Genomic DNA, 14,910 nt, shown 5'->3' with positions numbered 1-14,910 from the left:
ATGTTAGAATGATAAAAACGGTTTCTTTGGAACGTTGCAGAGGTGCAGAATATGGAATTGAATCATAGCGGAATGATTTATTTCGCCTTAAAAGAAGAATCTAATCAAGTGGTACACATCTCTGAGATGGTGGAAAAAGATAGAGGAAAGGCGTGTGAGTGCATTTGTCTCTGTTGCGGTCACCCTTTGGTTGCTAAATTGGGGCGCGGAAAAAAGACTGCACACTTTGCACATTTGGCAGAAGAAGGAAGAACAACGTGTTCGGCAGATGAAGCAAATGAAAGCGGACTTCATAAAATAGCAAAAGAAATCGTTTGCAAGAGCGAATATATTTGGCTGCCCCCAGTGACGATATCGGAACAAAATGATCCTGATCGCAATGTGGAGGACTATAAACAGCAAGAGCCATTATTGTTGGGAGAAAAGTTTAAGCTTCACTATCAAAATGCTAAAACAGAAGTGCCGTTTGATGGATTCAAGCCGGATGTTTGCATTTTTCGAGAGCGAAAAAATATCCTTATTGAGATTGCCGTAACGCACTATGTTGATGCGGAAAAATATAGCAAGATAAAAATGGCGCAGATGCCAACAGTAGAAATCAATATTGCTGATTTTATAAAAGACTATAAAGAGGAAGAAACAGACTCGATAAATGATTTTGAGAAAAAACTGAGGAACAATCTGGTAGAAAACGTTGAAAACAAAACATGGATCTACCACCCGAGCGAAAATGAGGGAATCAAAAAACTCTGTGAGCGAAACCGAGAACTTGAAATAGAATATCAACAAAATCGCATAAAGATACTAAAGGAGCAGGAAGAACGGAAAAAGCGGGAGGAACAGCAGGAGAGTTGGATACAAGAACAGCAAAGGCTCCGGGAGCAGATCGATGTTGAAGTAGAACGGCTTCACACGGATGAACCGTATTATTTGAGCTGCAAGGCTAAAACCAAAGGGGCGGATACTGCCGTTCTGAATTGCATCAATCGTCTGGGAATCTACAATCTGAGGTTTAAGACAACAGATGAGATACCTTTCTTTTTGAATATCCCAGTCTTTGGAGAGGTCGTGTTTAATTGTGACCGGAGAATCTGGCAAACGATTTTATTTGAAAAAGTGTTCTATCAATGGCAATATGACGATGTGAATAGTGCGAGAATATATTGCTATTTTGCGGGCTGTCGGGAAGGACTGTTGAACCCAAAGTTTGTCTATATTTGGAAAAAGAAGGGAAAGGTCAAATTTTCACCCGAGGAAGATCTTCTCCGCTGTGCGATTGAAGAATATCTGGTGCATTTGTCAGCATTAGGCTTTATTGATATTCGGTATTATTTTTACCCATATTCTGGATTGAATCACAGAATAATGCACAGGTCGTTAAAGCCGCTGAGAAGAAACTATGCGACCTTCTTAGAAGGATTGTTGATGAGATTTCCAGACACAAATAGTCCTTTTCAATATATACAGGAAAAATGGATTAGTTTAGGAAAAGAAATTGAGTTCATTCAAAACCTCGATACTCTGTAAACTCAAAATTTCTCCTTTGCTCAAAGGCTTTGGCACGGATCGTTTTGATCCCTGCCACGTTCGAGGTCACCGGTGTTCCCCAAATGGGAACTTCGGTGAAGCCGGTCTCCCTTGCTGCCTCCCGACAGGAAATCTTTTTGGACTTTGTGTCGGCCCCATGCAGGGCGCTCGCTCCCCCGATGGGAGGTCTTGGCGGTCTGGGCAGTTCGGACGGTCATTCTGTTGTCAAGGTCCTGTTATGAAAGATATTTCAGAGGGCTTTCGCGGGAAGCCCTTAATATGTTCGCTGCGGGGGAGTTAATATGTTTTCTTTCTGTCTATAGGATAGCACCTCTATGGCCGCTGTGCCGTATATCCATAATGTCGGAAAACAGGTGCAGAAACTGCAAAATTCCACGCTTATGGACAGGAACCGCCGGAAGTGGTATACTGTGCAAAAAACATCGGAGGTGCGACCATGAACATCAAGCTGACACTGGGAGAACGGCTCAAAGACCTGCGTGTGGAGCGGAATCTGAAGTTGGAAACGCTGGCAGAGCAGACGGGTCTGTCCAAATCGGCACTGTCGAAATATGAGAGCGACGATGTGACCGACCTCAGCATTTATGCGGTGACAACGCTGGCTGAGTTCTATGGCGTGACCACCGACTACCTGCTGGGTGTGACGGAAAACAAAAAACGCCCAGATGCAGTCCTTTCGGACTTGCATCTGAGCGATGGCGCAGTGGACGTATTAAGGAATGGAAAATTCAATCATCGGCTGCTGTGCGAACTGATCGTGCATGAGAATTTCCGGCGGTTCATGACCGATCTGGAAATCTATGTGGATGGATATGTCAGCGCAAACATTCAAAACCTCAATGCTGGTCTGGAAGCGACCCGGCAAATGCTGAAAAAGAAGTATGCAGCAGATGAAAATGATCTGTACATGAGCACCTTGAAGCTGGGGCAGATCGATGAAGATGAGTACTTTGGCCGGGTCTTGTATGACGAGTTGGTGGCTATCCTGAAGAACATCAAGACGGAACACCGCAAGGACAAGACCACTTCGGATGGTGCAATGATCGACAACCTGATGAAGGAACTGGAGGATGCACAGAAACTTGAAGGGTCTGCGGATGAAAAGAAGATCCGAACGGCATTGAAGGCGATCGGCATCAACTACGATAAGCTGACAGAAGATGAAAGAAAGCTGATAAAGAAGATTCTTTATAAAACGGCAATGCTGAAACCGGGGACACTTGCAGGCAACCGGGGCAAGCACAGACGCTGATCATTTGCCCTGCGCCTTATAGGGGAAACGCTGCTGCGGCAGGACGGGAGAACGTACACCATTGGTTCCTCTGCAAGCCTGCGCTGGGCGGGCGGAGACCGTCAATAGCAACGCCCATCCGCGCATCCTTCTGCCACAGAACAGGTGCTTGCCGGAGCCTTTCGCAGCCCCTTTTCCGCGTCAGCCGGAACCAAGGTGTAACACACTAGACTTTGCAGGCAAAGTCGTGTGCCAAAGGGGTACTGCCTCTCGCCTGTCGGCTCGGTCAGGTGCTTCAAAATGCGCTGCATTTTGAGGTCGCCACTGGCGACCCGCACCCCTTTGGAAACCCAAGAGAAACGCCCATCAACTGCGCTGCTCATACTCGGCCAGTGCGCTGATCCGCTGGCCCATGGCCGTGACAAGAGGAACGACAAGCGAATTCCCTGTATGGAAGTAATGTGATGCTTAAAAAATGTCTTGCGGCATCTGCAAAAAAGCGATATAATGAAAAAAATACAGTGTTTAAAAAATTTAGGAGAACATGAGATAATAATCGGCTCTATCAAAAGGTACCAAGTGATTCGAAATGGAGGAAGTGTAAAATGAGTCATCAAACAGAAGCTTTTGAAGGCAAGCTGGCTGTGGTCGGTTTGGGCTATGTGGGCTTGCCGCTGGCAGTTGCCTTTTCGGAGATCATGGATGTGATCGGATATGATGTTGATGCACAGAAAATTGCACGTTACTGCAAGGGCGAGGACGTGACAACAGAAGTTGGTGATGCAGCTGTTGCGGCCAGCTCTGTTCATTTTACAGCAAAGGAAGCGGAGCTCCGGCAGGCGGATTTCGTCATTGTGGCAGTTCCGACGCCGATCCACCCGGACAATACCCCAGATCTGACCCCGGTCATTTCGGCCAGCCGTACGGTGGGGCGTAACCTGAAGCTGGGCGCAACGGTGGTCTATGAGAGCACGGTCTACCCCGGCGTGACAGAGGAACTCTGTCTGCCGGTCCTGGAGCAAGAAAGTGGACTGAAGGGCGGCACAGACTTCAAGATCGGATATTCGCCGGAACGCATCAATCCGAGCGACAAAGTCCATACGCTGCGCACCATCCAAAAAATCGTTTCGGGCATGGACGCGGAAACACTGACAAAGGTAAAGAACGTCTACGACAGGATCATTGACGCCGGTACCTTCCCGGTCTCCTCCATCAAAACTGCTGAAGCGATCAAGCTGGTAGAAAACAGCCAGCGGGATATCAATATAGCATTCATGAACGAGGCGGCGGAGGTCTTTGAAAAAATTGGAATCGATACCAACGAAGTTGTGGACGGCATGAACACCAAGTGGAATGCACTGGGTTTTCGCCCGGGGCTGGTGGGCGGCCACTGCATCGGGGTGGATCCCTATTACTTTATTTACAAGGCGCATCAGGTGGGCTATGAAAGTCAGATCGTGGCAGCCGGCCGCAGAATGAACGATTCCATGGGGCGCTTCGTGGCAGAGATGGCGGTAAAAAAGATGGTGCAGGCCGGGCTTGCACCGGCGCAGGCCCGTGTGGTGATCCTTGGGTTCACCTTTAAGGAAAACTGCCCGGATGTCCGTAATACCCGGGTGGCCGACATTGTACATACTTTGGAAGAGTACGGCATCTGCCCTGTTGTAGTGGATCCCTGTGCAGACAAGGCGCTGGTACAGAAGGAATATGGCGTTGCGCTGACCGATTTGGAGCAGGTGGAAAACGCCGACTGCATTCTGCACGCGGTGGCGCACCGGCAGTTCCGTGAAATGGGATTGCCCGGACTGATGGCACTGTTCCGCCCGGATGGCGGGGCAAAGCGTGTGCTGCTGGATGTAAAAGGCGAATGGCCGGTGTCGCAGTTGAAGGAGCTTGAAATTACATGGTGGAGAATGTGACGAAACGCAGGCGGGTCCGCAGCCTGGCGCTGCTGGGCGTTCTGCTGGGTCTGTGCATTGCGGCTGCAGTGGTCTGGCTGCTGTACTACCACAATCGCACCTATCTTTCGGATGCCGTAGCGAATGTGGACGGCACCATCGAGACGGGAAGTAATGCGGTGGAGCTGGCGCTGAAGGGTCTGAGCGAGAGTGCTCCGGCTGATATCATTCAGGGCGCTCCGGGTGAAACCACCCGCGTGGGTCTTGTGTTCGTGGGTCTGACGGAGGAAGCGGACACGAACCATGCTGTTCTGGAGCTGATAAAGCAGAATGGACTGAAGGCTAGCTTTGCCCTTTCAGCTGCCGAGGCACTGGATAATGAGGACTTTCTTACGGATATGCTGGCGGAGGGGAACGACCTGCTGAGCAATGGCGCGGCGGGCGAAAGCAACCTGCATACCAGGACCACGCAGGAAATGGTGAGCACCATGCTTAAATCCCGCGAGGCTATTGCCACAGCGGCGAACGAGAGCGTTCCGCTGCTGTATTGCAGCAGTACCGCATTGACCGGCGATGTGCTGCGGGCGGCGTCTGTCAGTGGCTATGAAGCGGTGGTGCAGGCGGCAGACAGCCATGTGCTGAGCGAGAGCAGCTTTGAAGCTGCCGCCGATGCGGAGAGCTTTGTGGCCGGATTGCAGGGCGATGCCGTTGTGGTGGTCAACCTGCGAGGCGTAGCGGAAGAAATACAGAACGAAGACGCTGTCACCGCTGAAAAGCCTGCCATCGACAAGCAGCCGGAGCTGGACGATACCAAGCAGCCGGAAGACGAAAAAGCAGATATTCTGACACAGGTGAACTGGCTGGTGCAGGCACTGAAAGCGCAGGATATGAAAACGGAATATGTAAGCCGTTTTAGCCGCGTAAAGGGGCTGGATGTGCTGCGGAGCGAAGCGGAGGCAGCGGATGCCGAGATGGCTCCGATTTACCGCAGCTGTCTGACAAATCAAAAGCAGGCAGGTGTGGCGATCAGAACACTGCCGTCTGCGGACGGCATGGATGCTGCACTGGAAATTCTGACGCAGCAGAATATAACTGCGACCTATTTCGCCACAGCGGAAGAAGCCGCTGCGCGCAGCGAGGAGCTTGCAAGGCTGGAAGCGGCAGGGTGCAGCGTTGGTCTGTATCTGCCTGCAGAGCAGCTGAAGGGCCTTTCCCGCACGGCAGTATTCGATAAGCTGTACGATGCACTTTGCACATTTGAAAGTGCTTCCGGACTGGTGCTTGCCGATGCGCAGACCGATGCAGAGGCTCTGACTTCGCTCCGGGTTGCGGCGCGTCTGCTGAACACAAAGATCGTGATGCCGGAAAATCCGGAGCAAATGCAGGCAGGCTCGTTGTATCTGTTGGACACACTGGACACAGAGCACCTTTCCGCCCTGAAGCAGCAGGCAGAGCAGGCCGGACTGCAACTGACAGATCTGGCAACAGTGATCCAAAAATCCGGTACGCTGCCCACACTGACCCCGCAGGAGCTCAGCGCCCTGCGCAAACAGAATGACCACAAGCTGGCAACAGTAGAGAATATGGTTTACACAAGTGAGCGTTCGGAGGGATTTTCGCAGTACGGAATGGGTGGAAAAGCTGCAGCGGTCAGCACGATCGCTAAAGTAAAAGATCCAGATGCCAAAGGAATGTTCTTTCTGACGCTGAATGAACTTATGAACTGCCCAGATGCGGTAGAGAAAACACTAAAAGAAGGAAATAGAATTGGCATTGCATATAAACCATCAGATGACTATCCACAGACGTTTGACGCAATGATGAATTACTTGAATGCATGGGAGAAATATGCGAAATGGCGATATAATTCGGAATCAGATGTTGTTTTGATGCCGAGCGAAACTGCGTCGGATGCGGTCAGTGAAGCAATCAGCGCAAGCGGGTGCAAGCTGGTCAAAATCGTGTTGGGCAAGGTTTTGAATGGCGTTGTAACAGTTCCTGAAACGACAGCAGTCCCTCTGAACTATTTCGATGATGTTACTTTTATAGGCGATAGTTTGACGCTTGGAATGGAATCCTATAAAACTGGTTTGCCCAATGCGAAGTTCTGTGCATATAAGGGCATCGGCCCCAATGCCATTGCAACCGATATGACTTGTATGCGGGAAGATGGCACATCGGAGAAACCGCTGGAAAAGCTTGCGGCACAAAATCCGAAAGCGGTCTATATTTTGCTTGGCACCAATGTATTAGGTTCAGACGGCGATTATAACGGCTTTCTTGCATATTATCGTCTTATGCTGGATGCGGTTGCGCAGGCGGTGCCTGGGGCAACGATTTACATTCAATCTATTACGCCTGTGCAGCTTTCTGCCTCTGTGGAGCATCCTGGATTGAATCAGACAAGATTGAAACAAGTTAATCAGGAATTGGCTTTAATTGCACAAGAAAAAAATTGCTACTATCTGGATTTGTGGGATGTGCTGGCAGATGAAAATGGAAATCTAAAAGCAGAAATCGCACAGGAAGATGGATATCACCTCAAGCCTGCTGGATATACTCTGTGGGTCGATTATCTCCGAACACATACGGTCGGATGATATTGGATTTTTTGATAAGGAGAAAAGCGTGAGTTTTTTTCGAAAAAAGGCAGAAAAACATACCGCGGATAAAAAGAAAAACGTGACGCTGGAAACATTTGACGGGGACATTCTGCTCAGTGAGCGGCTAGACCGGCGTATCCTGCCGGACGTACCGGATCCCACCGGACAGCGTACGTCCTTTGACCGACGCGGTGTTGTGGACGATCCAAACGATGTGGATGCGGTGATGAAAAAGCGCAAGTCCGGCATCCGGTATAAGTCAAAGTTTCCGGTCACAGTAGATTTCAGAGATCAGGACGGCAAGGCACACACGCTGAAGGGCGAGAGCCGCGATATCTCCGAAACGGGTATTCTTGTCCGGCTGGAAAAAGAGGATGCAGAGCAGCTGAAGGAAGCTTCAGAAACAGAGCTGCGGTTCGATATCCCGCCCGGAAGTATGCCGGAAGGCCACGAGATGTCGATCCATACGGCAGCTTCCTGTGTGCGCGTTTTTGAGCGGGATGGCGAGACCTGCGCCGGTTTTGAATTTGCTGAGGACCTGGGTACATATATGCACCGCCATAAGGATCGCTATCTGTATGTGAGCAGTGTGATCCTGCTGCTGTTCATCAGCATGATGGTAGTGCTGATGCGCAGCGAGAGCGTGATCTACTTCAAGTACAATGCCGTCATGTACTCTTACAGCATCATTGCGGCTATGTTCCTGCTTACCCGGTATGCCTTCGGTGCACTGTACCGCCCGGTAAAGATCGACCCGGCGTTCAAGCCCAGCGTGACTATTATTATCCCCTGCTTCAACGAGGAAACATGGATCAGCCGCACGATCATCTCCTGTATGAACCAAAGCTATCCGCCGGATAAGCTGGAGGTGATCGTGGTGGATGACTGCTCCACTGACCGCTCGGTGGAGGTGATCAAGGATACCATTGAAAAAATAGCCTCTGCCGAGGGAGAACGCACGGATATCCGAAACCGGCTGTCCTATATCGTGCAGGAGCAGAACGCTGGCAAGCGTGCGGCATTGTGCCGCGGCGTGGATGTGGCAAAGGGCGAGTTTGTGATTTTTGTGGATTCAGACAGCTTTCTGGATCCCTATGCGGTGGTGAATCTGGTGCAGCCGTTCAAGGACCCGAAGATGGGTGGCGTGGCCGGGCGCACCGATGTGGCCAACACCTATACCAACAGCCTGACCAAGATGCAGTCTGTCCGTTATTATATCGCATTCCGCGTTATGAAGGCGTCCGAGGCACTGTTTGATACGGTCACCTGCCTTTCTGGTCCTCTCTCCTGCTACCGGAAGTCCATCGTCAAGGAGCATGAGGAAGCGTGGCTGAACCAGAAATTTCTGGGACATAAGGCCACATTCGGCGATGACCGCGCCATGACGAATTTTGTGCTGAGCCATCACCGCACCTATTATCAGGATACGGCGGTCTGCTCTACCATCGTGCCCAACAAGCAGAAGGTTTTTCTCAAGCAGCAGATGCGATGGAAGCGCTCATGGTTGCGGGAATCCCTGATGGCAGGTGCGTTCATGTGGCGCAAGGAGCCGTTTGCTGCACTGAATTTCTACATCGGCCTGCTGGTGCCCATTCTTGCACCCATTGTGGTGGCATACAATCTGTTTTATGTGCCGTTCACGCAGCACATTTTCCCTACAACCTTCCTTGTGGGTCTGCTTCTGATGTCGCTGATGATGAGCATTGCGCAGCTGTTTTTCCGCAAGAGCTCTACATGGTACTTCGGCTTTTTGTTCTGCCTGTACTACGAGGTGGTTTTGCTGTGGCAGATGCCGCTTGCATGGGTCACTTTCTGGAAGTCTACATGGGGAACGCGCATGACCCCAAGCGACGTGAAGGAAAAAGAAAAGCGTCAGCGGCACAAAAATGCTCCGGTGGATACAGCTGAGCCGGATGCCATAGAAAAAAACGAGGGAACGAGAGCCAAGGCGGACGCAGTCTCCGGTGAAAAGCACGCTGCGCCCAGCGCAGGAAAACACGCAGAGAACAAACGGGGAAAGCACGCAAATGTATAAAATAGAAACACGAAAAGACAAGATCAAGATCGTGCGAACCATATTGGAAGGGCTGGTGCTTCTGGCGGTGCTTTTTGCCGCCATCCGTGCGCTGAGCATCAGTAAGAGCTACGAGCCCTATGACCCTTCCAACCCGGCCATCGTCAGCGGAGCGGACAACGGCTTTATTGTCGTGTCCTACTTTGGCGTGGATCGTCAGGGCACGGATACCCTGATCTCGACAAAACAGCTGGATGAACAGCTCAAAGCTCTGCACGATCTGGGCTATGTTACGGTCAGCCAGCAGGACATCCTGAACTATTATCAGAACGGAACCGCTCTGCCGGATAAGGCGCTGTTCCTCATGTTTGAGGATGGCCGCCGGGATACGGCGCTGTTTGCCAGCAAGATCTTGGAAAAATACAACTTCAAGGCTACGATCCTGAGCTATGCCGATAAGTTTGCGGAAAAGGATCCGAAATTTCTCTCGGCAAAGGATCTAAAAAATCTGGAGAAAAACGGCTTCTGGGAGCTGGGCACCAACGGCTACCGACTTTCGTACATCAACAGCTATGACCGGTACGGCCGGTTTCTGGGACAGATGACCAGCGATGAATTTGTGCGGGTGAACCAGTACCTTGGCCGGGACTACAACCATTACCTGATGGACTATATCAGGGATAAGGATCGCATCCCTGTGGAGAGCCGCACTGCTATGGAGCACCGCATCACGCAGGACTACCGCTATATGGAGCAGATCTACACTGAACAGTTGGGCAGTGTGCCAAAGCTGTACTGCCTGATGCACTCCAATACGGGCCGCTTTGGCAACAATGCCAGCGTCAGCGCTGTGAATGCGGAAAACATCGAAGATCTGTTTGAGATGAACTTCAACCGGGATGGTTATTCCTGCAACAACAAGGGATCCTCTCTGTACGATCTTACCCGCATCCAGCCGCAGGCTTGCTGGAGCACAAACCACCTGTTGATGCGCTTGTGGGACGATCTGCCGGAGGGTCAGAAGAGCAGCATCCTCTTTGTAAAGGGCAGTCAGGCTCTTGCAGAGCAGGAAAGTGAAAACTGGCTGCTGAAAAGCGGTGCAGTGGAGTATAAAACGGGTCGTATCGTCCTGACCAGTCTGCCGCAGGGCGAAGGTGTTGTCACTTTGAAAAACGCCGACGCAGAGGATGTACAGGTATCTGTGGACTTACAAGGCAACAAAATTGGAACGCAGACGATTTATCTGCGGGCAAACGAGGAACGAAGCCGCTGCATCATGGTATCGCTGCAGAACGATCATCTGGTCGTCTCGGAAAAGGACGGCGGCTCACGCAGTGATCTGTTTGAACTGGATTTGCACGATCTTGTTCCCGCAGAGGAGCGGATCTCTGTGGAAGAGGATGACCGGGACGCACTGACCGCAGAATACACGATGCGTGGCCGATTTGCGGACAGTGCGGCAGACAGCCTTGTGTTTTATGCTGCCGCCCGCAAAGCCGGCCAGCAGCAGGCCGATACGGTGGCGCAGGGCGCTGAAGAATATGTGGCGGATATCCAGATCAACGAGCAGGGCGATACGAACCTTAAGATCCAGCTGCAGGGCGATACCCTGCGTGTGCTGGTGAATGGGGAAGATGTGACCGGCGCAGTGGATGTTTCGGTACAGGATGCAGGGGGGATTGCACTGGGCGCAAGCTGGGGCGGCTGGGGTTACAGTCAGCGCAATGTTGCGGACGACGTGTATGACGGTGTGTTCAAAAATCTGACCATCACCGCCGGGGATATAACTCTGTACGACAACTGTCTGCACGGCTGGGCAAAGGTACTGGATGTAATTCAGAATGCGTGGAACGCTACGCTGAACTGGTTTATTGAGAACTTGTAAGGAGAGGGTATGAACATTTTGGAAAGAGCGCTTGCAGCTTTGCTGTGTCTGCCATTTCTAACCGGATGCATGGGACATAAAACAGCGGAAGAGCCGGAAACAGTGGAACCGGATACCTGTACTGTGCAAGAGGTGGAGGCGCTGGTGCCGGAGAGCACACAGCTGACAATTTGGAGCACTTACTGGGACTGTGCCGGTGACATAGAGGTGCTGCAGGATGAAGCGGAAAAGGTGGACGAGATCAGCTTGTTTGCGGCATCGTTCCAGAATGGTGAGGTGACGATCCCGGAGCCGACCACCCGGATGCTGAAAAAGATCCGGCGCAGGGAGCAGACTAAAAATAAAACGGTCTACCTGTCCATCGTGAACGATGTGACGGAGAACGGCAAGACCACCCAGAAGGATACAGCTATCCTGCAAAAAGTTCTTGGCACGGACGAAGCCGCACAAAGCCATGCGGAGCAACTGGTTCGGCTGGCAAGTGAAAACGGGTTTGACGGCATTGAGATCGACTACGAAAAGATCCGTAAGGATCTGGATCTGTGGCAGGCGTTCCTGAAGTTTGAAGAAAAACTGCTGCTGCTGGCAGAGGATGCCGGGTTGAAGGTGCGGATCGTGCTGGAACCAAGCACGCCGGTGGAGCAGCTGGATTTCCCGGCAGGGGCAGAATATGTGGTGATGTGTTATAACCTTTACGGCAATGGCACCGTGCCGGGTCCCAAAGCCGATTTTGCATTCTTGCAACAGATATACGAAAAATTCCGTGTGTTGCCGAACATCTCTTATGCGCTGGCCAATGGCGGTTATATCTGGGAGAACGATGGAACAACGGCAACCCAGTGCCGCGCGGCAGAGGCAAAGGCGCTGGCAGAAAAAGCGGGTGTGACCCCAGAGCGAGATGAGAGCAGCGGGGCACTGTATTTTTCTTACACCGAGGGCCGAAAAAACGATACCGTTTGGTATGCGGATGAACAGACCCTTGCCCAGTGGGCAAGGTGCCTTGGAGAACTGACCGGCGAAAAGGTGTTCATTAGTCTGTGGCGGTTATAAAATTTACTACATGATATCCTGCGTTAGAGATGTAAGAAAGGCCTATTACAGGTCGATGGAGTAGGCCAAAGTACAAAGTATAAAAGCGTTAAGTAAAATTTTGCGCTGATTCTTACGCTGACTTTCCGGGATTTACGCTGAAAATACGCTGACTTGGCATGGTTTACGCTGAATTTACGCTGAAAAGAATGCGCGCCGCGCGATTAGCGGTTTTGCCGCGCGTTTTCTAAGGCTCAATCTTCCAGCCTGCCGTGGTCACACCCCAGCGACAGATAGTGCTCCATCTCCCCTCTCAGCACCATCTGTGCGTACTCCAAGGGCTTATTGTAGAGCATCCAGTCCAGCTCTGCCCGCTGTACCGGGGTGCCACCGTACTCTTCCTCGATGGCGATGCAGTCAATGGTAAGAGTGGTGCCATCCTCGAACCGGGCCTCCACCCGGTTGGTGTCCATGTTGTAGCGGCAGGAAAGCAATTTCGTCATAGTTGTATCCTCCAAGACTTGATTTATGGTGTGCGGTCACTCGAACCAATGCCGTCAAGTCGTTGTCGGATGAAGTGGTTTTTAGTTTGTCCGGGAGTAAGTGCACGGTTTCTGCACGGTTTTTGCACGGTTTCAAAACGTGCAAAGGGTGCAAATCGTTGCAAAATCGGACAAAGGGTGCAGAAACTCGAAGCTAAAAATCTGCGATGCCTCGTAAAGAATTAACGATAAAACGTAACTTCCAAAAATTGAGGGAATCGCCCGGCGTGCGCTACGAATCAGTAGGCCGGGGGTTCGAGTCCCTTCCATCGCACCAGAAAATGCCGTGAAATCGAAAGATTTCATGGCTTTTTTGTTTTTCTGGCAGAGTCTGCACACTTTTGCACATCTCCTGCACACTTTACAAAAAAGCCATGAACTCTTTGCATCGCTTGCACAGCGTGTATTTCGCTGCACAAAAAAGAATCTTTTACGCGAAGAGCACCCGCGTCAGCTCGCGGCGTTCCTCTGCGTCCATCTGCCGGATGGCTTCAAGGATCATTTTACCCGTGATTTTTGTTGCCACCGGCGTTTTGCTTTCCGGGGGTTCCTGCGGCTTTGCACCGGCCACATCCTGCGTGTAGAAGTCGGCTTCGATCTTCTCGGTCAACTCCAACCGGGGTTTGTCCTGCGTGTGGGCGTAGGTGTCCATCAGGACGGTGGCGGTTGCATGGCCGGTGTTGCCCTGCACCGACTTGAAGTCACCGCCAGACTGCAGCAGCTGGTAGGTGGCACTGGAATGGCGCAGACCGTGGAACACGATCTTCTCAAACTCTGGGTGCTCTGCCCGCCACATACGATACCACTTGGTCAGAACGTCCGGGGCAATGGGTAAGCCGTCTGGTAAGCGGAACAGCTGACCGCAGTTGCTGTACTTTTCCGGGGCGCTCTGCTCGTCCTGCTTCATCTTTTCCAGCCATGCCAGAAGCTCCTCTTTCAAGGGCTTGGTCATGTACAGGATGCGGTTGGATTTTTTGGTCTTAGTCCGCTTGAGAATCAGCGAGGACTTGCTCCCCTCCCGTCTGTCCGGGAAGGTGTGGTAGATCTGGGTAGGATCAATCTTGGACAAGGCGACCTTGTCGGCACGCTGCAGGGCTTTGTTCACCGAGATGGTTCCCCGTCCGTCTGCTGCGTCAAAGTCCAGATCACTCGGCTGTAAGCCGAGGATCTCACCCTCTCGCAAGGAGAGGATCATGCTCATGTGCACCGCCAGATGCAGGGCAGGGTTCTCGATGGTCTGCAGCGCCGCCAACATGGTGCGCTCATCCCAGATGGTGCGTTCTTCGGTATTGATCTTGGGTGCTTCACGGGGAGTAGGTGACTTGTGAATCAGATCCCAGTCAACGGCATACGAAAAGGCGGTCTTCAGGAGCGTGTGGACTTCGTGAATGGACGTGCTGGATAACAGCCGTTTCTTCTGATTTTCCGTCAGCTCCTGCTTTTCGCCGTGAACGTACTGGCCGCAAGGGGTCTGGCTCAGGGTGGCGTAGAACTGCTCAATGTCATAGGTGCGGAGGTCTTGCACCTTCCGCTTTCCGATATACGGCACGATGAGGTTCTGCACCATCGCCACAGATTGGGTGTAGGTCTTGGGAGACCACTTGTGTTTGCTGGACTGAATGGGGATCCACTTGTACAGCATCTCCTCGACCGTCATGGTGTCGGGCACGAGGAAGGTGCCGTCCAGCAGTTCCTTCTCCACCGTGATCTTGCGCTCCTGCGCTTCGGCCTTGGTCTTGAAGGTTTCCCAGCCCTTGCAGGGCTTGCCAGCATGATCTTTGTAGTTGTATCGGACGGAATACGTGTTGCCACGTTTCATAATAGATGCCATAGATGTTCCCTCCCTCAGACCGCAGCAAACCAATCATCGAAGCTCTGCTTGCTTACCCGGATGCTGGTACCGAGGCGGATCACCTTGAAGTCTTTCGTGGTGTTGCACAGATTGTACGCAGCACGGTTGGAGATCGCCAACAGTTGGGCAATCTCCTCCACCCGGTAAACGAGCGGGGCGTGTCGGACGGTTTTGCTGGTCTGGTCAGAAGGTTCTACGGCAGGGGTTTCGGACAATTTCATTGTAGGGGAATCGGGCGCGATTTTCAAGTCCTCACGGGTCAGTTTGGCGGAATTTTTGCGGACATTCGTCATAGGCATGTCTCCTTT

At 51.8% G+C, this 14,910-nt stretch carries 10 protein-coding genes; 7 read left to right on the top strand and 3 right to left on the bottom strand.

All coding sequences use genetic code 11. The features are described 5' to 3' along the window. Window positions 1-51 precede the first annotated feature (51 nt). The 7 genes from C4N24_RS10885 (at window position 52) to C4N24_RS10855 (ending at window position 12,229) form a co-directional block, all read left to right on the top strand. Complete coding sequence (locus C4N24_RS10885; RefSeq protein ID WP_112091429.1) at window positions 52-1,527, top strand: hypothetical protein; 1,476 nt, start codon at window positions 52-54, stop codon at window positions 1,525-1,527. Window positions 1,528-1,984: 457 nt separating this feature from the next. Further along, a complete protein-coding gene (locus C4N24_RS10880; protein ID WP_112091428.1) occupies window positions 1,985-2,800 on the top strand; it encodes a helix-turn-helix domain-containing protein in 816 nt (271 codons plus the stop codon). Window positions 2,801-3,384: 584 nt separating this feature from the next. Next, a complete protein-coding gene (locus C4N24_RS10875; protein WP_112091427.1) occupies window positions 3,385-4,698 on the top strand; it encodes a nucleotide sugar dehydrogenase in 1,314 nt (437 codons plus the stop codon). Further along, window positions 4,683-7,277 carry a GDSL-type esterase/lipase family protein gene (locus C4N24_RS15680; protein ID WP_242983246.1) on the top strand — a complete coding sequence of 865 codons (2,595 nt, stop codon included), beginning with the start codon at window positions 4,683-4,685 and terminating at the stop codon, window positions 7,275-7,277. The genes C4N24_RS10875 and C4N24_RS15680 overlap by 16 nt, the downstream gene beginning before the upstream one ends. A gap of 28 nt (window positions 7,278-7,305) precedes the next feature. Next, window positions 7,306-9,315, top strand: a complete 2,010-nt coding sequence (locus C4N24_RS10865; protein ID WP_242983245.1) for a glycosyltransferase — start codon at window positions 7,306-7,308, stop codon at window positions 9,313-9,315. Further along, window positions 9,308-11,179, top strand: a complete 1,872-nt coding sequence (locus tag C4N24_RS10860; protein ID WP_112091425.1) for a polysaccharide deacetylase family protein — start codon at window positions 9,308-9,310, stop codon at window positions 11,177-11,179. Before C4N24_RS10865 ends, C4N24_RS10860 begins: the two co-directional genes overlap by 8 nt. A 102-nt stretch (window positions 11,180-11,281) precedes the next feature. Continuing rightward, entirely contained in the window at window positions 11,282-12,229 is a 948-nt protein-coding gene (locus C4N24_RS10855; RefSeq protein ID WP_181573083.1) for a glycosyl hydrolase family 18 protein, read from the top strand. Between the two features lie 233 nt (window positions 12,230-12,462). Here the strand turns inward: C4N24_RS10855 and C4N24_RS10850 are convergent, their stop codons facing one another. The 3 genes from C4N24_RS10850 to C4N24_RS10840 all read right to left on the bottom strand — a co-directional run bounded on the left by C4N24_RS10850 (window position 12,463) and on the right by C4N24_RS10840 (window position 14,901). After that, the gene (locus C4N24_RS10850) at window positions 12,463-12,711 is read right to left on the bottom strand and encodes a DUF6061 family protein (RefSeq protein ID WP_112091423.1); all 249 of its coding nucleotides are present in this window, start codon (window positions 12,709-12,711) and stop codon (window positions 12,463-12,465) included. Between the two features lie 469 nt (window positions 12,712-13,180). Further along, window positions 13,181-14,581 carry a site-specific integrase gene (locus C4N24_RS10845; RefSeq protein ID WP_112091422.1) on the bottom strand — a complete coding sequence of 467 codons (1,401 nt, stop codon included), beginning with the start codon at window positions 14,579-14,581 and terminating at the stop codon, window positions 13,181-13,183. Window positions 14,582-14,595: 14 nt separating this feature from the next. Then, a complete protein-coding gene (locus C4N24_RS10840; protein ID WP_112091500.1) occupies window positions 14,596-14,901 on the bottom strand; it encodes a helix-turn-helix domain-containing protein in 306 nt (101 codons plus the stop codon). Window positions 14,902-14,910: the final 9 nt, after the last annotated feature.

This window comes from Faecalibacterium prausnitzii (genome assembly GCF_003287405.1).
Taxonomy (GTDB): domain Bacteria; phylum Bacillota; class Clostridia; order Oscillospirales; family Ruminococcaceae; genus Faecalibacterium; species Faecalibacterium intestinale.
Note: the sequence above shows the minus strand (reverse complement) of the source record. Positions and strands in the feature narration are given on the sequence as shown.